The organism is Pseudomonadota bacterium, from assembly GCA_026388275.1.
In the GTDB taxonomy this organism is placed as follows: domain Bacteria; phylum Desulfobacterota; class Syntrophorhabdia; order Syntrophorhabdales; family Syntrophorhabdaceae; genus JAPLKB01.
This window is the reverse complement of the sequence record JAPLKB010000034.1, coordinates 117,460-136,739: the sequence shown is the minus strand read 5'-3', so window position 1 is coordinate 136,739 and position 19,280 is coordinate 117,460. Positions and strand designations below refer to the sequence as shown.

Genomic DNA, 19,280 nt, shown 5'->3' with positions numbered 1-19,280 from the left:
GCCTCCTGGAGGCGCAACAGGCTATGTACAGGAACTTTGGATAGCAACTGCTCTTCTTGGTTTTACATTCCCGGTCATTGCATCGTATACGGGGTTTTTCAATTTCTGGCCGTTAACAGAACCTAAACCACCGAAAGAGTAAGGATCATTAAATAGATTTATATGTCTGCCCAGGAAGCGGTAATAAGCCGCTTTTTGGGCAGTTTGCTTAAAAACAGAATTAAAATTATAGAAAATGATTTTATTGTAAAGCACGCTGAGTTCCTTCATATATTAATGAAATGATGGGGATATCTTGTTATGACAAAACGAAAGAGTCCTGTAGAGAAAAATTCCATACATGTAAACTTACATAAAATATCAGAAAATCAGGGTGGCCTTGAAGTTGTTGCATTGGTATATGAGCTTAGCGATGATTGTTTGGTCATACTCTATGGGGGTACGAGACCCCATATAGGTGCCATAGGAATGGCACAAGCAAGACCGAGCTTAAAAGATCCGAAGGAAAATGCGGCAACAAGTTCGGTTTTTACTTACACAGGTCATAAGGAAGATATGGTAGCTAAGTCATTGTCAGAGGAGATTACACGCAGAACAGGAAGGAATACTGTGGTTGTAGCAGGTATACATTGGGATGACCTTCCCGCTGAAGGCATAGAAAAGATCAGGTCTATATGCCGGGTATTAACAGAAAAAATAGTGAAAGAACTCTAAGATTCTGAATTTTAAGACGAACTGATTGTGGTTTTTAGCTGCTGCAAATAAGATTCTGCTTTAAATTGTGCTATATGATCTACAAACTTTTGAATAGATGTATCATATTTCTTTGATTTTAAAAATAGTACAGACACTTTCAGCGATAAGTTCTCTTTTAAAGGTATTACCCTTAAATACTTACGTTCATCATCCATTACTGCCCTTTTAATAAGAATTGACACACCCTTGCCCTGTGAAACCCACTCTTTTATAAATTCCGTGCTTTTTACTTCGATTAAAGAAGGAGGAGTTATATTAATCGATTTAAGTGCTGATAGTACCACTTTTCGTGTAGATGAACCCTCCTCTCTTATGACTAAAGGATATTCAGCTATTTCCTGGAGTGATACAGATTCTTTTGTAGAGAGAGGATGATCGTTGCATGTTATGAGAACAAGCTCTTCTTTTAGCAAGGGAAATGCGAATACTTTTTGAGACGTCATTTGGTTTGCTAAGACTGCGACGTCATTTTGCATGTTGACAACTGTTTTTAGCATATCATCAGAGTTTCCAAGGTCAAGCTTTATCATAATTTCAGGGTTGGCTTTCTGGAAGCCGCCAAGTATATAGGGCATCATTACCCTCGAGTATACCGGTGTTATAGCTATTCTGAGTAAGGGTTTTGCATCTTTTTTTATAGATTTTATGGTATTTTCCAGTCCTCTTGCAACTGTCTCTATTTTTTCGGCGTATTTAAAAACTGTCTTTCCCTCTTTTGTAAGTTGAAACTTGCCCTTTTCTCTTTTTAGCAGCATAGTTCCAGTTTGAGCCTCAAGCTGTGCAACGTGATTTGAAACCCCAGGTTGTGTCATAAACAGTATAGTGGCTGCTTTAGAAAAACTGCGTGTCTTTGCAACTGCGTAGAAAACGATCAGAGAGTTTAAAGAGTATGAAAACATAATTTATTATTATAGAGTATAAGTAGAAATTAATTGATATGTCAAGGATTTAACGTTAATATACAAAAAAAATGGAAGGAGGTAACGCTATGGATTTGCGGGGGTTTATATCTCTGTGCGAGAAAGAAGGACAGTTAGCAAGAATTAAGGCTGAAGTTGACTGGGAACTGGAAATATCACATATCTGTAAGATAGCTGAAGAAAAATCAGGCCCGGCACTTTTGTTTGAAAACGTAAAAGGGTATTCCAGCCCGGTTTTAACAGGAGCTTTTGCCACTACCCAGAGACTGGCAATGATTCTTGGAAAAGACCCAAAGCTTTCACTTGTTGAGCTGACGAAAGAATGGGTAAATCTTTCTGTTAAGGAAGTAATTCCGGCGAAAGAAACAACAGATGGCCCAATTTTTGAGAATATTGTTGATGGTGACAAAGTAGATACCTTTGCCTTTCCTTCTCCGAAGTTTTACGAACTTGACGGTGGACGTTATTTCGGTACAGCAGTATTCATGGTAATTCAGGATCCTGAAAACGGCAAAGTAAATCTTGGCACCTACCGTATGGGTATCCTCGATGACAAAACAGTCGGCGTGCAGATCCTCAAAGGTAAAACTGCAGACCGGATTATGAAGAAATATGCAAAACAGGGCAAGAAGATGCCCGCATGCGCTATTATCGGCGGCGATCCTCTGCATATTTTTGCAAGTGCTGCTACAGTTTCCGGGGCAAAAAGCGGCTATGACGTAGTAAGTTCATTGCGTGGGGAGCCGGTAGAAACAGTGAAAAGCCAACTTTTTGGGCTTCCGATTCCTGCGGCAGCAGAAATCGTTCTTGAAGGAGAGATTGACCCAACTAAACTGAGAAACGAGGGACCTTTTGGTGAGTACACCGGTTACTATACAGAAGAACTCATTAAACCCATTCCAAAACCTGCTCTGGATGTTAAACGGGTATATTATAGAAACAATCCGATACTCTGGGAAACAAGCGTTGGAAGACCGGTAGGTGACCAGCATATGCTCTATGCATTTGCGAGAAACGCAAGCTTATGGATGGATTTGGACAAGATGCAGATCCCTGGCATAAAGTCGGTATATACGTTGCCGGAAGGTTCAGGACGCTTCATTGTTGTTGTTTCGGTACAGCAGATGTATCCGGGACATTCGGACCAGGTGGCAGCGGCGGTTATTGCAAGTAATACAGGTACATACGGGATCAAGATGATCATCATCGTGGATGATGATATAGAAGCAGACGATCTTCCAAGGGTCTGGTGGGCGCTTGGTACCCGCTACAATCCGGCCAGAGGTACACAGATAATAAACAGAGGCAGGTCAACTCCTCTTGATCCGGCCCTTGCAGAGGATGATAACAAATTTCTCACATCGCGGATCATCCTGGATGCAACCATACCTTACGATTGGAAAATCAAACCCACTGAGATCAAGCTTACAGAAAGCATGATGGATAAAGTAAAAGCCAGATGGAATGAGTACGGTATAAATATTTAGTGAGTGTTATGAACAAGGGCCGATAACCTGCATGTGAAAAACATGCAGGCGCAGACCCTTTTCTTAAATTTCTCTCTTGGCATAAAAGTGGCAAATAGGAATTTGGATGTATAAAACCCAGAATTAATTATTGTAGTGAATTTGTGAACAAGAGTGGGGTGACACACGAAGAAGTATGTGCCGACTTGAGTAATATAAACCCCAGTACATAGACTACATTAAGGAGGTAAAATGGCATTCGAAAAAGATTTGAACAATGCAAAGGAAAAGGCTAAAAAAATTAAGCTTTTTTGCCATGATATTCATGGCGTATTAACTGCGAACAACATTTTTTGTGATATTGAAGGAAACAGGCGTTACGGTTTCTGGCATATGGACGGGTTCGGGGATCTTTCCTTTACCGCAAATGGAATAGGCGTTGCTTTTCTCGATACAACATCCATAGATGGAGAAGGTCTGTTCAGAGCAAAAGAACTGAAACTCGATAAGTTCTATTATAGCGTAACAGACAAGTGGGCAAAGATTGAGGAACTGAAAAAAGAAATGGGTATAACAGATGAAGAAATAGGCTATCTGGGTTGTGAACTTACGGACATTGCCCCTATGAAAAAGGTCGGTTTTCCCATAGCAACAGCAGATGCCATTGACGAAGTAAAGGCTCTTGCCTGTTATATTACCAAGGCTGCCGGCGGAAGAGGCGCTATGAGGGAAATATGCGAATTTGTCTTGAGAGCCATGGACAAATGGGATGCATGGGTAGAGAAAGTAACCAAAATGGGTTACAAATAGAGGAGGTGATGCGATGAATAAAGCAGAGGCGATGGAAAAAGCAAAAAAGGTGAAATATGTCATTCTTGATATTCATGGGATAATGACAGACAATACCCTTTACTATACACAGGAAGGGACAAAATCTGAACTTTTTTCTCTTCATGACAAACTCGGAATTAAGCTTCTTACCGAAGCAGGCATCCCCGTTGCTCTTCTTACAACAAAGATATCACGCGCAGATGAGCAGATGGGGGCTATCTATGGAATTCCTCCTGAAAGACTCTGGGGACAGGGTGCAAAAATGGGAAGGGTTGATCAGTTTGAGCAGGAAACAGGCATAAAAGATGAGGAAATTTGCTATGCCGGAGATGAGATGATAGACCTTGCAGTTATGAAACGGGTAGGGTTTTCAGTAGCTCCTTCCGATGCTTCACATGAAGCCACATCGATTGCCGACTTAGTTACTTCTAAAGGCGGCGGTAAGGGTGTTGTAAGGGAAGCGGCACAGTTTATCCTTGAGGCACAAGGCAAGTGGGAACAGATCGTAGAGAAGTTTAAATAATTTTGACGGAGGAACACATGGCTTACAAGTATTATAAAGACAACAGGTCATTTATAGAAGCATGCGTGAAAACAGGCGATGCAATTGTAGTAAACGAAAAGGTGGACTGGGATCTGGAGATGGGTGCAATTGTCCGGAGAACATGTGAGAAAAAGGGCCCAGCTGTCTTTTTTAAAAACATTAAAGATTATCCGGGTTTTGAATGCGTTGGCGCGCCTATCGCTACATACAGAAGGCTTGCAATTGCATTCGGTCTTGATCCGGCGACACCGATTCCTGAGATTTCCAAAGAGTATTTAAAGAGGACCACTGTCCAGGGAAAGGCAAAACCCGCGAAGATTATCAAGAATGCACCCTGCCAGGAGATTGTTCTCGAAGGCGACGACGCCAACATATTGAATCTCCCTGCACCTATGGTCCATGACGGTGACGGCGGAAGATACATAGGAACATGGCAATTTGTAGTAGCAAAGGATTTTGATACTCCTGCCATCAACTGGGGTATGTACCGTCAGATGGCCTTTGATGAAAAGACAATGGTAGGACCGGTGCTTCCATTCTCGGATATGGGCAAAATGTTCCACAATAAATTTGCACCCAGAAATATACCAATGCCTTTTGCCGTAGTTGTTAACCCGGATCCTTTGTCGGCAATTGCAAGCTGTGCACCAGCACAGATTCCTGAAGACGAGTTTACAAGTCTCCTCATGGGAGAACCTGTAGAAGTAACAAAGTGCGTTACCAGTGATCTTTATGTTCCGGCACATGCGGAAATCATCATCGAGGGCGTGCTTGTACCGAATGTTAATATTGATGAAGCGCCATTCGGTGAGTACACAGGCTACAGAACCAGCCCGCGTGAACCGAGAACTGTCTACCGGGTTAAGACAATAACTATGAGAAAAAAACCTATTATGGCTATGTCCAATATGGGAATACCGACAGATGAGGGTCAGCTTTTAAGATCGTTCTCTCTTGGCCTGGAAATGGATAAAATGCTGCGTGAACAGGGAATCCCTATTACCGGTGTATACATGCTTCCGGAATCAACACATCACCTTGTTGTTGTGGGTGTTAAGCCTGCTTATGCAAATATTGCTACTCAGATCGGTCAGCTTTGCTTCGGCAGCAAGTTGGGTCCGTGGTTCCATATGCTTGTAGTTGTTGACGATAAAACAAATATCTATGACAAGGATGAATTGATTCATGCGCTCAGCACTAAATGCCACCCGGTTAACGGCATAAGGGTAGAGAAATTTGGTGTAGGCACTCCGCTGAACCCATACGCAACACCGGCAGAAAGACGTCTCGGCACTGCCGGTAAGGTTATCTTTGACTGCACCTTCCCTCTTGATTGGTCAGCTTCAGATGTACCCATAAAAGTATCGTTCGACAACGTGTATCCGAAAGAAATTCAGGATAAAGTTCTTTCAAAATGGAAAAAATATGGATTTAAAGAATAGGAGGATATGATGGCAATATGGGATACGTATATAAACATAGACTTTAAAGACATGCCGGAAGAGCAGGAACGCGTTGCAATAATAAGGGATTTGACGCCTGGAAAATATAAATACAGGTCAACATTTGCAGAGGTCAAAATATCAAAAGATGCAGCGAAATATCCTGACCAGCTCTGGATAAGGCTCGGCAGAGGACAGCTTGTCCCGACGCCCTGCTCAATTAAGATAATTAAATTTACGAGCGTGATACCCAAGGGGCTGTAAGGTTGATAAATTCCCTGAGGGATTATATTCAAGCAATGCAAGACAACGGCCGGGTCCTTGAGATAAAGGACCCGGTTTCAAAAGAAGACATACCTGAGCTGATAGAGAAACTCGCTGACAGGAAAAAGGTATTGCTCTTTGAGCATGTGGAAGGATACAACTGCAGACTTGTCGCAAACTGTGTACCGTCAATAGATGTATTCAAAATCCTTTTAGGCGGTGCTGCTAATCCCGGCGAGGCATTTCTTGAAGGAGTAAAGAGAAGTTATGAGAAGGTGCCTGTAAAGCCAGGGAAACTAAACACTATAGATGTTAGCAGCAGAGACCTCATTGATTTACTTCCTATTCTGAAACATTATCAGGGAGATTCTGCACCTTTTATCACAACGAGCGTTATATCTTCAATTGATCCTGATTCCGGGTTTATAGGACGTGGAGTACACCGCATGGAGTACCGTGGAAAAAACCTGCTTGGAGCTACCCTGCTTAACCCGCCTCTTGGAGATATCTACCGAAAATATAAGGAACGGCATTTAAAAATGCCTGTTACAATATCGATTGGTGTTGACCCTCTTTTCTTCATTGCCATGGCATTGAAGGCGCCCTGGGGAGCCGATAAACTGCAGATTGCCGGAGGACTTAAGGGCAGAGGCATCGAAGTAATCCCGTCTTTCGATTCATCGATTGATGTACCGGCACAGAGTGAGATTTATCTGGAAGGTTTTGTAAACCCGGATAAATGTATGCAGGATGGCCCCTTAGGTGAAATAAGCGGTTATTACATGGCCTTGAAAGAAACACCTACTGTAGAAGTACAGAGGATGACATACAAAGATTTGCCTATATACCATGCGCTGCTGCCAACCAGTCCTGAAGCTGACTTATATCTTGTCTTTGTGAGCAGTGCACATATTGAAGAAAACGCTAAAAGACTTTTCCCTTTTATATCGAGAATTACCTTTGTCCAGAAGACATTCGGATCATCCGTTGTAGTGAATGTGGGAAATGTAGAAAGATATAAGATACGCAGCTTGATCATGTTTCTGCTTTCCTTTCCGATGGTTAAAAAGGCGGTAATTGTAGATGATGATGTAAACCCGGAAGATTTAAGAGATGTAGAATGGGCAGTAATTACGAGATGTTCCCCAAGCGAGGATTTTATCATTGTTGACGGTCTTCAGGGGCAACCCATCGATCCTCAGTCTGAGGGTGGCAACGGTGTTGGAAAAATAGGCATCAATGCCACGGTTCAGGGGAAATTGATAAAAGAACGGGCACATGTAGTAAAGGGAGACAGCGAAAGGGTTAAGAAGATTATAGATCTCACCGCGGGGTAATACAATGAGTAAAATTATTGTCGGGATATCAGGGGCAACCGGTGTAGTATATGGGATAAAGATGCTAAAAGCCCTCCGTGAGGCAGGGGTTGAAACGCACCTTGTGATTACAGAATCTGCAGTAAAAAATCTGGAAATTGAGACGGAATACAGTGTACAATCCTTGGAATTATTAGCCGATGTAATATATGATGTTAATGATATCGGAGCAGCTATTGCAAGCGGTTCCTTTAAAGTGGACGGTATGATTGTTGCCCCCTGCACAATAAAGACATTATCTGCAATTGCAAATTCTTTTAACTACAATCTCCTTATCAGAGCGGCAGATGTAACACTTAAAGAACGGAGAAAACTTTTACTTCTTGTAAGAGAAACACCATTACATGAGGGGCATCTTGAGTTGATGATGAAGGTGACTCGACTGGGTGGTATTATTATGCCCCCTGTTCCAGCTTTTTATCATATGCCAAAAACCATTGATGATATAATAAATCAAACTGTCGGGAAGGCGCTTGATATATTTTCTATAGACGCAAAACTTTTCAGGAGATGGGGGAGCCAGGAGGATACAGGGACATAAGAGTCCTGAAAAAATGAAAATAAAGGGTAAAGTAGTCAAAGGTATAGGCGAATCCAAGGGATTTCTTTCTATCGACTGGGTAGACCAGCAGTTAAAGGAAAAACTCAAATTTCAACCTTTTTATGGCACCTTGAATATAACCATTGATGATGCGCATGTGCAGGGAATGCTGAAAGAAAAGGCTGCAGACAGGCTTGTTCACCAGACAGAAGGTTTTTGTGATGCAGTCCTTATAAAAGGCTTAATAAACGACAAATATGAATGTGGAGTTGTCATTCCACTTGTTAAAAACTATGATGAAAGACTCCTCGAAGTTGTTGCGTCAGTTCATCTGAAACAGGCACTCCATGTCGAGGATGGCGATGAAGTATATCTGGATTTGTATATAGAAGGTGTTCCAGAATAACATCTGAACGTTTTTTATCTCGTTTACACTGCTCTTCTTGCAGCAGGATTTTTTAGTTACTGAGTGTCCTCAAACTGTAGTCTATCCAATGTCTCAAAATATGCTTCAATTCTTGTCCTGATCTGAGTTTCCGAATAGAACCTCTGGTCACCCATGTCGCTCTCGAATACAAGTGCAGGTATACCGGTTCTTTTGGTAAGGATTTCTTTCAGTGTGGGTACGGCAAAGGAAACGGCCTTGCAGCTTCTGTTCATAAACATGATCATGCCGTTCATAGAATATTTTTTGAAGAGCTCTGCTGCCATGTCTGCCCTGTCCTCGATAGTTGAATTGGAGAACCGTGATACGTAATTCTCGGCAAGGGTAACGAGCGGGTCTTTGTCAAGATTGAATTCAAAGCTCCATGCGTGAACATAGAGAGATGTAAGAATAACACCGCCGTATGAGCCAAGGAGCTTTGCATGGTCACTGAATTTGAACCATACAGGTAGGTTTTCCCAATACAGGCGGTACTTTTCCTTTTCCTTCGGGAGTACGCCAATCCCCTGATCAACTTTTGCTTGAATCTCATCACAGAGCGTCTGATAGTAATCAACACATTCCTGGGTGCCTCTCCGGTATACAGCAATAGCCATACCTATGAGGGCGTCAAAGATACTGATGGGGGAGGGTTTGTACTGAGCCATATCAAGGAACTTTCTATATAGTATGCTTGACTCGGCAGAAAGCTTCATTACCTCTTTCAGTCTGTCGTAATCGAATTTCCTTTTTGTCACCTCTTCGAGAAAACCAATCAGTTCCTTAAGCTGGAGTACGCAGTATTTTACGATTTCTTCCCGTGTCTTTTTGTCCATCACGTATTCCGGGGTATCAAAGACAAATACGGGCAGGTTGCCTTTTCTTGCAAGCACCTGGAACCATTTTGTAAGCGTAAAGCACTGGGCATTACATGCAAGGAAAAGATCCGGTTCAGGAATACCTTTGGTGACTGTTATCCCTGTTTTTCTGTATGCCAGATCACTTCTTGCGTAAGCACATAAATGGCTTGTATAGCCCATACCCTCAACTACCGAACAAAGCTCAGCGCCTTTTTTTGCTGTGAGGTTTGCCACTGCGTGATTCTCCGGGTAGATAGGGATAATATCGTGGGCAACAAAAAGTTCAACAGGTGATATTGCTGTTGAGTAACCGATAAGCTTACCATTTTCATGGGCATGGAATGCCTCGTCCATATATTCGTCGGTAATCTTCTTTGACATCTGTTTGGATGTTAATTTTTCGCTCATAAAGATCCTCCTTTCAAGGATTCGAAGAATGCCTGAAGTCTTGTCCTGACATGTGAAAGAGACAGTGTCTGATATTCCGTATCTAATGTGTGCATCAATATACCTTCATCCCTTATCATTCGCTTGAGGTCAGGTAGATCGTATTCCTGAGACTCGCAAAACTCAATATGGACATATATAATCGCTTTTGCCTTTGTCTCTTTGTAAAGTGTTTTTACTTCTTCAAAATTCTTGTAAACATTATCGTGTATGGGCGAAAAGAACCCTCTTCTGAAGTGTCTTTCCGTGAGGGCATCAACAGGATTTCCGTTAGTTGGGACAATACCCTGTATGTAACGTGTTCCTACAAGTAATGTATCACCGACTATATTGAGTTTGGACTCATCGAAGAGGTCGTATATCTCCGGAGGATCACATGTAATGCCTACGAGTATTACATTGGTATATTCGTCGTTTTGTTCGTAACGTAAACTTTCTTTGATCTTTTTTAAGCTTTGGTTTAATTCAGCCTTGTCAACCTGCTGCGATAGTTTCATTAAAGCGAAGAGTTCTTTATTGGTTAAGGATGAAGGATTTTTCTTTTTGATTTCATATATTTCTTTTAGAAGGTTTTTGTTTTCATTGTGTACTTCAATCGCTTCCCACAGGTCTTTATCTGCAATCTTTCTCCCTGACCAGTCTGAAAGAGATGAGATAACCCTTGTAATCTCCTCCTTTACCCAGTAACGCGCACTTGGTCTATCAGCTTGACGAGGTGCAAGATAACTTTCTACATACTTGTCCGGAAAGTTTATTCTCCAGATATCGGATAGGTGTTGGGTGGTATCACAGACCTGTGGTAGAACGAAACCATCAAAAAGGTCACCTTCATAACTCAATACAAGCTCAAGATTGCTTCTTGCTAAGGAACATGCATTATCAGGCAAGTGGCTTGGGGCTTTTTTCAGTGGTTTATTTGTACCCATAATTGTAACAGGTAAAAAACCGAATGCATATATCACCTCTTCAGGGACATCGGCAAAGGTGCTGCCAACTACCTTTTTCCCCTTATCTTTTATCCATTTTCGTATAGATGGATAAGGATCCTTTGCATATTCCACAGCCTCTCTTATGGTCAAGTTGTCCCACATAAACCCTCCAACTGGATACAAAAATTTCACACATTATAAGAAATCCCTTTTCTTGTTGTCAAGGAATGAAATAAAAGAAGGCCGTTTCACTTTGCAAAAAACGGCCGGAGTATTGTGAGATGAACCTAAAAGCGTTTCCGGCTCATGATCTTGTTTTTTCTGATTTTAGCCTATCTTATTAACAAATATCATTGAATTGCCGGCATGGCTTATTGCACAACCTGTCCAAAGGCAGTCTAATGTCTCCTTTTATATGCTATAGCGTATATAGTATTATGTTTTCGGGAACAGATAGAAATTTGACTTAACATAATAATATGAATAAAGTTTCGTTACAAATAAAGGATTACTAAAATTAAAAATTGATAACATAGGGGGGTGACAAGATACTAAAGATATACTTAGCAGGGTAACAGCAAGTTAGTATGTTGCTGAAAAAGGCTTTCAATTTTTTTATTATTATTTCCTTGTCACAGGCGATAATATTTGATAAATGTATGATTATGGACACAAGCTATATTGAAAACTTTGAAAAACTGACTAAAAAAGCCTTAAAAGAGGAAGATATTGATAAATTTATCGATTTACTTATGCAAAGAGATGCGTATTCAGAATATATAATGGATCATAACATAGCGATAATTGCAGAAGAAGCTCAAAATTATTTGTTGCAGGAGGAAAAAGTTATTCAAAGATTAGAAGATGAGCGCAAAAAGTTATTAACTGATATGGATGAACTTTCAAAAAGCAAAGCTGTAATGAGAACCTATTCACCTAAATTTCCATTCCCGCCACTGCCTGTTTTTTTTGAAAAAAAAGGCTGATCTTCTTAAGTTTTAAATAGCGTATCCGATAACGTTAAAAGAGAGTGTTATGACGATATCAGATTACCAGATAAGCAGTGTTATAAAAACTTACATGAAAAACATGAAGGTTAAAGCAAAATGTGTTGAAAAAGAACCTGTAAACGGAGGCATGGTACATGAAGACAATGTCATGATATCCGAAGAGGGTGTAAAAAAAATGTTATTTGACAGAATAGGTGAGCAGATGACCGAAAGATTAAAAAGATATGAGTAAAAAATATGATGTATTCAGAATACTTGTTGTAGATGACAATAATGATCTCAGATCAATTATAAAAGAGTACTTAAGTGATAAAGGTGATCTTGTTGATGGAGCTTGTGATGGCAAAGATGCTCTTCATAAGCATATGGAAAATAACTATGATCTTATTATTACAGATTTAAATATGCCTGAAATGACTGGTATTGATCTGATGAAGAAGATAAGAAAAAATAATAATATAACGGAATTTATTATTATTACTGCATATGCTTCTCTGGATACAGCAGTAGAGGCAATTAAAATAGGAGCTTTTGATTATATTGTTAAGCCTTTTAGGATGGAAGAATTGAAAGTTATTGTTAAAAATGCGAAAGATAAAATATTTCTTGTAAAAACTAATATAGAATTATTTAAGAAGTTAAAGAAATTTTACGATGAAATTGAAAGATACAGGCAACATGGTAAATCGGATTCAAATGTTGAAACACCTGAATCCGGAAAAGATACCGAAAGGATTGTTGATGAGATTAAGAATTTGGAGAAACTTGTAAAAGGGCGTTTAATGATCGAGTAATTGCAAAAATAAAAAAAGAAGGTTTCTTATGATCGAAGGTTCTAAAATATTAGTTGTTGATGATAATGTTGATATCATAGATGCCCTGTCTGATTTCTTAACGCTAAACGGTTGTAGCGTTTTTACTGCTCCTACTGGTAAAAAGGCCATAGAGCTTCTTAATAAAAATGATATTGAAGTCGTTATACTTGATGTGAAACTGCCAGACGTCAACGGCGTTTCTCTTTTAGATACTATTAAGATAAACAATCCAACTGTTGCTGTGGTAATGGCAACAGGCTACTATAATCCTAATTATGTTGTAGAAGCAATGAAAAAGGGTGCCTCTGATTTTCTTATCAAGCCCTTTGAATTTGATAAACTGGTGCTTGTTCTTATTAGGGCATTGAGAGAAAGATCGCTGTTAATTGAAAAAGAAAATATTTATCAAACCCTGGAGGATAAAAAGAAAATAGAGTTATTAAACAGGGAGCTGCAAAGGAAAATCAAAGAACTGACGACTATGTACCAGATATCGAATCAGTTTAACTCCCTGACAATTTTTAATGATGTATATGAAAAAATGCTCCATATTGTTTATGATGCTTTGGAGGTAAAATCGTGTGGGTACTATATTTTTGACGGCAAGAATAAGGAATTAATTCTTTATAAGGAAAAAACAAAAAATGGTGGCAATGTACTTGAAAGCAGAATCCCGGTATCAGAGGATTTTCTTGAACACCTTCGCTCTCAAAAAAAATATTTAGCGAAAAACGATGAGTTATATCTACCAATTAGCATAAAAGGGGAGTGCATAGGCTTCATCATGGTGGACAGCAAAAGAAACGGTTTAAGAAAGGATGACCATCTGCTGGATAGTGATCTATTCTTTTTGAAGCTTATTGCAGAGAAAGCTTCCACTCAAATTGAAAATAGGATGTTATACGAAAGCCTTTTTGAAAATGTTTTCCAAACTCTTACATCACTTATTGCTGCTATTAACAAAAGAGATTTGTATACTAAAAACCACTGCCATAGAGTTACAGACATGAGTCTACGTTTAGCAGATAAAATGAATTTAGCTGATTATGAGAGGAATGTGATAAAATTTGTAGGACCTGTTCATGATCTCGGTAAGATTGGTATATCCGATTCGATATTGCTTAAACCTGGCAAACTTTCAGACGAAGAGTATTATATGATGAAATCTCATTCGGTCTTTGGTGAAGAGATCCTGAGCAGATTTGATATCCTTTCTAATGAGGCAAAGATAATAAGAAGTCATCATGAAAGGTATGATGGGAAGGGCTATCCTGATTCATTATCCAAAGATGAGATACCGGTATGTTCGCGTGTAATTGCTGTATGCGATACTTATGACGCTATGACCACAAACAGGCCTTACCGTAATGCTCTTGAAAAAGGACACGCATTAAATGAAATCGAGCGATGTAAGGGCAGCCAATTTGATCCTGATATTGCCGATTATTTCATTGAAATGGTAAGAGATGATACAAGTGGAAAAGGCTGAAAATAGAGAATATTTCAGAGTTGAAGTCAGACTCCCCATAGAATTCAGAAAAATTAGTCATGATGAATATTTAAATATTGAAAGTACGATCAAGTATGGTTCCGTTAAGATTATAGATAATGCAAAGGAGATGCATTTTCTAAAGGAAATTGTTTCTAAAGATGAGCAAGACAAGGAGCAGATACTTGCATATATAAAAATAATAGACAAAAAAATAGATATGATTCTTGACCTTTTGTACAAATCAAAAAATGATAGTTTGTATCTGAGCAGATATATAAATGTTAATATAAGTGGTGCGGGTATCAGGTTTACAACAGATGTTAATCTGCATGATGCCGAGCATGTGGAATTGAAGATCACATTGCCTATCCCTCCTTACCCTAAAATTGTGTTGTTATGCGATGTTGTAAGAAGCGATGTTTGCGATATCGACGGAATTGACAATTGGGAGACTGCCTTAGCTTTCAAAACTATAAACGAAGACGATAGAGATCTTCTAATAAATTTCATATTTACGAAAGAGAGGGAAGTTTTACGTTACAAAAAAGAGCAATCAGGTTAATGGTCTATGGATATTACAACAATTTTTGGACTTATTCTCGGTATCGGCGCAGTCCTTACCTCATTTTTAATGGAGGGGGGACATATCTCATCTTTAATACAGGCACCGGCAATGCTTCTGGTTATTTGTGGCACCTTTGGTGCTGCCACCATCACAACATCTTTTGGACAGTTAATGAGTTTGCCCAAACTGTTCAAAGTTATACTGTTTGAGAAAAAGCTAAACTCCCAGCAATTAATTGACTTTATCTATGATCTTGCACAGAAATCGAGAAAAAATGGTCTATTAAGCCTTGAAAAAGAGTTGCCAAATATTGATGATTCTTTTTTGAAAAAAGCAATCCAGCTTGCCATCGATGGTTTTGAGACAAATAAAATTCGTGAAATTCTTGAAATAGAGATGTTATATATTGAGGAAAGGCATAAAGTGGGTTCAACGTTTTTTCAAAAGCTGGGTGGTTTTTCCCCGACCCTCGGTATTATTGGAACGGTTCTGGGGTTGATCCATGCACTTGGCAATATGGAAAACAGTTCGAATATGGCTGCATCTATTGCGAGTGCTTTTATAGCTACTCTCTGGGGTGTTGCGCTGGCAAATCTTGTTTACCTGCCGATATCTGACAAGTTAAAGGTAAAACATCAGGATGAAGCTTTATATCTTGAAATAATAAGCGAGGGGGTCATATCGTTGGCTATGGGAGACAACCCGCGGGTCATCAGGATGAAACTTCTGTCTTTTCTTCTGCCGAATAACCGTAGTGGAGCAGATGAATTATGAGAAAGAAACATAATGAAGAACATGAAAATGCCGAGAGGTGGCTTCTCACTTATGCAGACCTCATAACTCTTTTACTTGCTTTCTTTATTATGATGTACACTTTTTCAAAGCAGGATGCACAGAAATATCAGGAGGTGTCTATGCATCTTAAGGCTATTTTTGCCGGCGGGACAGGGATTGCGCAGAAAGGGAGTGTTTCCGGTACTGCCCAGTTGGACACAATATCTAACAAAAGCGCATCCAGCAATGAGATAAAAAAACAGATTGAACAGGAAATTGATTCTATGGCAAAAGCAAATGGTTTGAAGGATAATTACACTGTTTTTTCTGATGAGAGGGGTATTGTTATAAGAATAATGGACAAGGCTTTCTTTGATGAGGGCAAAGCTGATTTAAAGGATAGCGCAAAGAGGGCACTAGACAAAATTGTTCCTGTTATTAAACAAACAAATAACCATATCAGGATAGAAGGGCATACAGATAATGTACCTATTAAAACGAATGAGTTTAGATCCAACTGGGAACTTTCCGTTAGAAGAAGTACTGAGGTGGTAAGATATTTCATCGAAAGAGGAGGGGTCCCGCCCCAGAGGATCTCTGCTACGGGCTATGCCGAATACAGACCTTTAGTGGATAATGATACTGCTGCAAACAGGGCTTTAAACAGAAGAATAGAAATCATTGTAGCTAAAAGCCAAGATGAACATCAGGGTAACAAAGTACTATCTCAGTGAATGTGTTTTAATTGTTTTTCAATTACGGTTCTGGAAGTACAGCGGTGTTTTTCTGATATTCTTTCAATACCCGCCTGGTAAATGGAGTATCAGGTTCATTTTCTTTGTTTAATCTCACACGAGCCTTTTTTTGACCAACGTTGTATGCATGAAGCACGGCATGAATATTCTCAAAGTCTTCCATAAGTTTTGAGATATGATAGGTGCCAAGTCTTATGTTGTTGTCAGGTTGATGCAAGTCTTTTTTGCTTTTAAATTCTAAACCGGTATTCTTTGAAATAAATTTTGCGAGAGATGGTTTTATCTGCATCAATCCCCATGATCCGTCACGCGATGTTGCGTTATGTCTGAAGTTGCTCTCTACTTTTATCAATGCAAGTACAAGCCGGTAATCCAAATCGTATAATCTTGATTCTTCATACACGGTGGTTGCCATACTCTCCAGTTTGCTATCGCTCAGTTTTACTTTCTTATCTTTTAGAAACTGTACAATCTCGCTAATAATCATCTCTTTTTTATCATCACTATTGCAAAAAGCTTTCGTAACAAATAAATTACTATAACTTATTGATATTATAATAAAAATTGATGTCAGTATTAATATAAAGCATTTACGAAATTTCATAAGTTTATATCTTAGAACAGTTTAGTATTCATTGTCAACCTCTATGTGCAATTTGTGAACTGACGTTATTACCAGGTTCATATTGTCCCATTCATTAGTTAAGCCATTAATTGGTTTGCCCAATTTGATAAAAGGGTCACCGTATTTGTGGTATTGTTATTTTCTGTGTTATGCATTATATTTTTTGTACTGTTATTCTAAGAGTTTTATATGAAGGAGTTTTATGGCAGAAAAAGTTGAGCTTCCAATTAACGGCATGAACTGTGCGGCATGTGCTGCCCGTATAGAAAGAGAATTGAACAAGCTTGAAAATATCAAAGAAGCCCACGTTAACTTTCCTCTGAAGAAAGCAGTTATAATACCAAAAAACGATATCGAACTAAAAGATATCATTTCCCTTATCCGTAATATCGGATACGATGTAGATATAGAGGGTGATGTAACAGTAAGAGCAAAGAAAGAAGAGGCAGAATTAAAAAGAGATTTCATATGGTCTGCATGTTTCGGTGCTGTGGTTATGACCTTTTCCATGTGGATGATCCTTCCTCATAGTAATTTTATCCTTCTCCTGCTGACACTGCCTGTACAGTTCTATTTCGGTATGAGGTTTCACAAGCCTGCCATTATGAATCTCAGACATTTTGCTGCCGATATGAATACCCTCATATCGATTGGGACCTCTGCTGCCTTTTTTTACAGTTCCTTTGTTACATTTTTTCCGCATATTATTTTATCTGCTGGTTTGAACCCGGATGTGTATTTTGATTCCAGTGCAACCATTATTACATTGATATTGTTTGGAAGATTCCTTGAATCGAAGGCAAAGACAAGGACATATACGGCTATAAAAATGCTATATGAGCTGACGCCAAAGGAATGCGCTTTAATAAAAGACGGTAGAGAAACAAGAGTGCCTACAGATATCATTGAAGTAGGTGATATGGTACTGATAAGACCAGGTGAAAAGGTGCCTGTAGATGGAGATGTTGCGGAAGGTAATACGTATATTGATGAATCCATGATTACCGGCGAAAGCATACCTATACATAAAAATATAGGTGATGAGGTGATTGGGGGAACAATAAACGGTAAGGGCTCAATAATCGTAAAAGTAGTAAGAATAGGAAAAGATACTGTTTTATCAAAGGTTATCCGTCTTGTAGAAGAGGCCCAGTTCACAAAAGCCCCTGTCCAAAGACTTGCGGATAAAGTGGCAGGCATATTTGTCCCTATTGTGATACTTATCAGTATAGGGGCGCTGTTTGTATGGTATATCTTCGGGCCTGAACCTAAGTTGACAAACGCCCTTTTATCCTTTGTAAGTGTTCTGATTATTGCATGTCCATGTGCCCTTGGTCTTGCAACACCAACAGCAATTATGGTTTCATCGGGTGTAGGTGCAAATAATGGTATCCTGATTAAAAGTGCTGAAGCCCTTGAGCTTACCAACAAGGCTAAATATGTACTTTTTGATAAGACAGGGACATTGACTCAAGGTATTATCGTACTTTCCGAGGTATTACCGTTCAACGATTTTTCTGAAGCGCAAATGCTCAGTGTTGCATACAATCTTGAGAAACAGTCCGAACACCCTTTTTCTGAAGCGTTGAGGAAAAAGGCTGAAGAGTTGAATCTTGATGTAGAAAAAGTTGATAATTTCCAAGCTATACCGGGCAAAGGTGTTATAGGAGAGATAAACAGCACAAAATATTTTATCGGTAATGTTGCCCTTTATGAAGAAACAGGTAAAACCCTTTATGATGCTGCAAGACAGGTATATCATGAAAAAGAGAAAAAAGGGACATCGCCTGTTCTGATCTGGAATAATGATAGCTTTATGGGTATTATTACATTCAGTGATAAGGTAAGAGATGAATCGAAGGCAGTTATCAGTGAGTTAAGTAAAGCCGGTATAGAGTCAGTTATGATCACGGGTGACAGTATGGAAGGGGCAAGAGCAATAAGTGAAAAGGTAGGTATTGAAAAATATTTTTACAGGGTATTGCCGGATGAAAAGACCAATATAGTGGAAGAGTATAAGAAGAAGGGCATAACCGTTATGGTCGGTGATGGTATAAACGATGCCCCTTCTTTAGCTACTGCCGATGTAGGCGTAGCAATGGGGAAGGGAACAGATATCGCTATAGAGTCGGCCGATGTTGTTTTAATGAAGGGACAGCTTTCAAGGCTTGTAAGTCTTATTAAACTCTCAAAGAAAACCCTCTTGATCATAAAAGAAAATCTGTTCTGGGCTTTCATATACAATATTATTGGAATCCCTATAGCTTTCGGCGCACTCTATCCCTTTTTCGGGATACGCTTTAAGCCTATGTATGGAGCAATTGCAATGATGATAAGCTCTGTTTCTGTTGTAAGCAATTCATTAAGATTAAAAATGTTCAAGGATTGACAAAAAGATATTAAGGGTTTAATAAGTATAAATATTTGTTATTGACAAGGAGTTA

General features: G+C 39.3%; 21 protein-coding genes. 17 read left to right on the top strand and 4 right to left on the bottom strand.

The window, feature by feature from the left end; translation table 11 throughout:
* Window positions 1-300: 300 nt before the first annotated feature.
* Window positions 301-714 carry a hypothetical protein gene (locus NT010_09620; GenBank protein MCX5806306.1) on the top strand — a complete coding sequence of 138 codons (414 nt, stop codon included), beginning with the start codon at window positions 301-303 and terminating at the stop codon, window positions 712-714.
* A gap of 11 nt (window positions 715-725) precedes the next feature.
* Here NT010_09620 and NT010_09615 read toward each other — a convergent pair whose 3' ends face one another.
* Window positions 726-1,655 carry a LysR family transcriptional regulator gene (locus NT010_09615; GenBank protein MCX5806305.1) on the bottom strand — a complete coding sequence of 310 codons (930 nt, stop codon included), beginning with the start codon at window positions 1,653-1,655 and terminating at the stop codon, window positions 726-728.
* Between the two features lie 89 nt (window positions 1,656-1,744).
* Here NT010_09615 and ppcB point away from each other — a divergent pair, with 89 nt between their 5' ends.
* The 8 genes from ppcB (at window position 1,745) to NT010_09575 (ending at window position 8,546) form a co-directional block, all read left to right on the top strand.
* Window positions 1,745-3,163, top strand: a complete 1,419-nt coding sequence (ppcB, locus tag NT010_09610; protein ID MCX5806304.1) for a phenylphosphate carboxylase subunit beta — start codon at window positions 1,745-1,747, stop codon at window positions 3,161-3,163.
* 231 nt (window positions 3,164-3,394) lie between these two features.
* On the top strand, window positions 3,395-3,952 hold the full coding sequence (locus tag NT010_09605) for an HAD hydrolase family protein (GenBank protein ID MCX5806303.1): 558 nt from the start codon (window positions 3,395-3,397) through the stop codon (window positions 3,950-3,952).
* A 13-nt stretch (window positions 3,953-3,965) separates the two neighbouring features.
* Complete coding sequence (locus NT010_09600) at window positions 3,966-4,496, top strand: HAD hydrolase family protein (protein ID MCX5806302.1); 531 nt, start codon at window positions 3,966-3,968, stop codon at window positions 4,494-4,496.
* Between the two features lie 17 nt (window positions 4,497-4,513).
* Window positions 4,514-5,959 (top strand): phenylphosphate carboxylase subunit alpha, encoded by a 1,446-nt coding sequence (gene ppcA, locus NT010_09595; protein ID MCX5806301.1) that lies wholly within the window; start codon window positions 4,514-4,516, stop codon window positions 5,957-5,959.
* 6 nt (window positions 5,960-5,965) lie between these two features.
* Entirely contained in the window at window positions 5,966-6,223 is a 258-nt protein-coding gene (locus NT010_09590) for a phenylphosphate carboxylase subunit gamma (protein MCX5806300.1), read from the top strand.
* A gap of 2 nt (window positions 6,224-6,225) precedes the next feature.
* Complete coding sequence (locus NT010_09585) at window positions 6,226-7,560, top strand: UbiD family decarboxylase (GenBank protein MCX5806299.1); 1,335 nt, start codon at window positions 6,226-6,228, stop codon at window positions 7,558-7,560.
* A 4-nt stretch (window positions 7,561-7,564) separates the two neighbouring features.
* Window positions 7,565-8,140 carry a UbiX family flavin prenyltransferase gene (locus NT010_09580; GenBank protein MCX5806298.1) on the top strand — a complete coding sequence of 192 codons (576 nt, stop codon included), beginning with the start codon at window positions 7,565-7,567 and terminating at the stop codon, window positions 8,138-8,140.
* 13 nt (window positions 8,141-8,153) lie between these two features.
* Window positions 8,154-8,546 carry a DUF120 domain-containing protein gene (locus NT010_09575; GenBank protein ID MCX5806297.1) on the top strand — a complete coding sequence of 131 codons (393 nt, stop codon included), beginning with the start codon at window positions 8,154-8,156 and terminating at the stop codon, window positions 8,544-8,546.
* Between the two features lie 56 nt (window positions 8,547-8,602).
* Here the strand turns inward: NT010_09575 and NT010_09570 are convergent, their stop codons facing one another.
* Together NT010_09570 and NT010_09565 are read right to left on the bottom strand one after the other, a co-directional pair.
* Window positions 8,603-9,832 (bottom strand): 2-hydroxyacyl-CoA dehydratase family protein, encoded by a 1,230-nt coding sequence (locus tag NT010_09570; GenBank protein ID MCX5806296.1) that lies wholly within the window; start codon window positions 9,830-9,832, stop codon window positions 8,603-8,605.
* Window positions 9,829-10,962, bottom strand: coding sequence for a 2-hydroxyacyl-CoA dehydratase family protein (locus tag NT010_09565; GenBank protein ID MCX5806295.1), 1,134 nt, complete (start codon window positions 10,960-10,962; stop codon window positions 9,829-9,831). The genes NT010_09570 and NT010_09565 overlap by 4 nt, the downstream gene beginning before the upstream one ends.
* A gap of 425 nt (window positions 10,963-11,387) precedes the next feature.
* Here NT010_09565 and NT010_09560 point away from each other — a divergent pair, with 425 nt between their 5' ends.
* From NT010_09560 to NT010_09530, 7 genes are read left to right on the top strand one after another with little or no spacing between them, the layout of a single operon-like run.
* Window positions 11,388-11,786 carry a hypothetical protein gene (locus NT010_09560; protein ID MCX5806294.1) on the top strand — a complete coding sequence of 133 codons (399 nt, stop codon included), beginning with the start codon at window positions 11,388-11,390 and terminating at the stop codon, window positions 11,784-11,786.
* A 49-nt stretch (window positions 11,787-11,835) separates the two neighbouring features.
* Entirely contained in the window at window positions 11,836-12,042 is a 207-nt protein-coding gene (locus tag NT010_09555; protein MCX5806293.1) for a hypothetical protein, read from the top strand.
* Window positions 12,035-12,604 (top strand): response regulator, encoded by a 570-nt coding sequence (locus NT010_09550; protein MCX5806292.1) that lies wholly within the window; start codon window positions 12,035-12,037, stop codon window positions 12,602-12,604. The genes NT010_09555 and NT010_09550 overlap by 8 nt, the downstream gene beginning before the upstream one ends.
* Window positions 12,605-12,632: 28 nt before the next feature.
* Entirely contained in the window at window positions 12,633-14,114 is a 1,482-nt protein-coding gene (locus tag NT010_09545; GenBank protein MCX5806291.1) for a response regulator, read from the top strand.
* A complete protein-coding gene (locus NT010_09540; protein ID MCX5806290.1) occupies window positions 14,101-14,679 on the top strand; it encodes a PilZ domain-containing protein in 579 nt (192 codons plus the stop codon). The genes NT010_09545 and NT010_09540 overlap by 14 nt, the downstream gene beginning before the upstream one ends.
* A 6-nt stretch (window positions 14,680-14,685) precedes the next feature.
* Window positions 14,686-15,456 (top strand): flagellar motor protein, encoded by a 771-nt coding sequence (locus tag NT010_09535; protein MCX5806289.1) that lies wholly within the window; start codon window positions 14,686-14,688, stop codon window positions 15,454-15,456.
* Entirely contained in the window at window positions 15,453-16,190 is a 738-nt protein-coding gene (locus NT010_09530) for a flagellar motor protein MotB (protein MCX5806288.1), read from the top strand. Before NT010_09535 ends, NT010_09530 begins: the two co-directional genes overlap by 4 nt.
* A gap of 22 nt (window positions 16,191-16,212) precedes the next feature.
* Here the strand turns inward: NT010_09530 and NT010_09525 are convergent, their stop codons facing one another.
* Window positions 16,213-16,698 carry a lytic transglycosylase domain-containing protein gene (locus tag NT010_09525; GenBank protein MCX5806287.1) on the bottom strand — a complete coding sequence of 162 codons (486 nt, stop codon included), beginning with the start codon at window positions 16,696-16,698 and terminating at the stop codon, window positions 16,213-16,215.
* Window positions 16,699-17,038: 340 nt separating this feature from the next.
* Between NT010_09525 and NT010_09520 the strand changes: the two genes are divergently transcribed.
* Window positions 17,039-19,225: a heavy metal translocating P-type ATPase gene (locus NT010_09520; protein ID MCX5806286.1), complete on the top strand. Its 2,187-nt coding sequence runs from the start codon at window positions 17,039-17,041 to the stop codon at window positions 19,223-19,225.
* Window positions 19,226-19,280 lie beyond the last annotated feature (55 nt).

Coding starts and splice junctions, on each gene's coding strand:
- NT010_09520 (MCX5806286.1), top strand. CDS start 17,039: ATGGCAGAAAAAGTTGAGCTTCCAATTAACGGCATGAACTGTGCGGCA.
- NT010_09545 (MCX5806291.1), top strand. CDS start 12,633: ATGATCGAAGGTTCTAAAATATTAGTTGTTGATGATAATGTTGATATC.
- NT010_09535 (MCX5806289.1), top strand. CDS start 14,686: ATGGATATTACAACAATTTTTGGACTTATTCTCGGTATCGGCGCAGTC.
- NT010_09565 (MCX5806295.1), bottom strand. CDS start 10,962: ATGTGGGACAACTTGACCATAAGAGAGGCTGTGGAATATGCAAAGGAT.
- ppcB (MCX5806304.1), top strand. CDS start 1,745: ATGGATTTGCGGGGGTTTATATCTCTGTGCGAGAAAGAAGGACAGTTA.
- NT010_09580 (MCX5806298.1), top strand. CDS start 7,565: ATGAGTAAAATTATTGTCGGGATATCAGGGGCAACCGGTGTAGTATAT.
- NT010_09550 (MCX5806292.1), top strand. CDS start 12,035: ATGAGTAAAAAATATGATGTATTCAGAATACTTGTTGTAGATGACAAT.
- NT010_09615 (MCX5806305.1), bottom strand. CDS start 1,655: ATGTTTTCATACTCTTTAAACTCTCTGATCGTTTTCTACGCAGTTGCA.
- NT010_09530 (MCX5806288.1), top strand. CDS start 15,453: ATGAGAAAGAAACATAATGAAGAACATGAAAATGCCGAGAGGTGGCTT.
- NT010_09600 (MCX5806302.1), top strand. CDS start 3,966: ATGAATAAAGCAGAGGCGATGGAAAAAGCAAAAAAGGTGAAATATGTC.
- NT010_09590 (MCX5806300.1), top strand. CDS start 5,966: ATGATGGCAATATGGGATACGTATATAAACATAGACTTTAAAGACATG.
- ppcA (MCX5806301.1), top strand. CDS start 4,514: ATGGCTTACAAGTATTATAAAGACAACAGGTCATTTATAGAAGCATGC.
- NT010_09570 (MCX5806296.1), bottom strand. CDS start 9,832: ATGAGCGAAAAATTAACATCCAAACAGATGTCAAAGAAGATTACCGAC.
- NT010_09560 (MCX5806294.1), top strand. CDS start 11,388: ATGTTGCTGAAAAAGGCTTTCAATTTTTTTATTATTATTTCCTTGTCA.
- NT010_09575 (MCX5806297.1), top strand. CDS start 8,154: ATGAAAATAAAGGGTAAAGTAGTCAAAGGTATAGGCGAATCCAAGGGA.
- NT010_09555 (MCX5806293.1), top strand. CDS start 11,836: ATGACGATATCAGATTACCAGATAAGCAGTGTTATAAAAACTTACATG.
- NT010_09620 (MCX5806306.1), top strand. CDS start 301: ATGACAAAACGAAAGAGTCCTGTAGAGAAAAATTCCATACATGTAAAC.
- NT010_09605 (MCX5806303.1), top strand. CDS start 3,395: ATGGCATTCGAAAAAGATTTGAACAATGCAAAGGAAAAGGCTAAAAAA.
- NT010_09525 (MCX5806287.1), bottom strand. CDS start 16,698: ATGATTATTAGCGAGATTGTACAGTTTCTAAAAGATAAGAAAGTAAAA.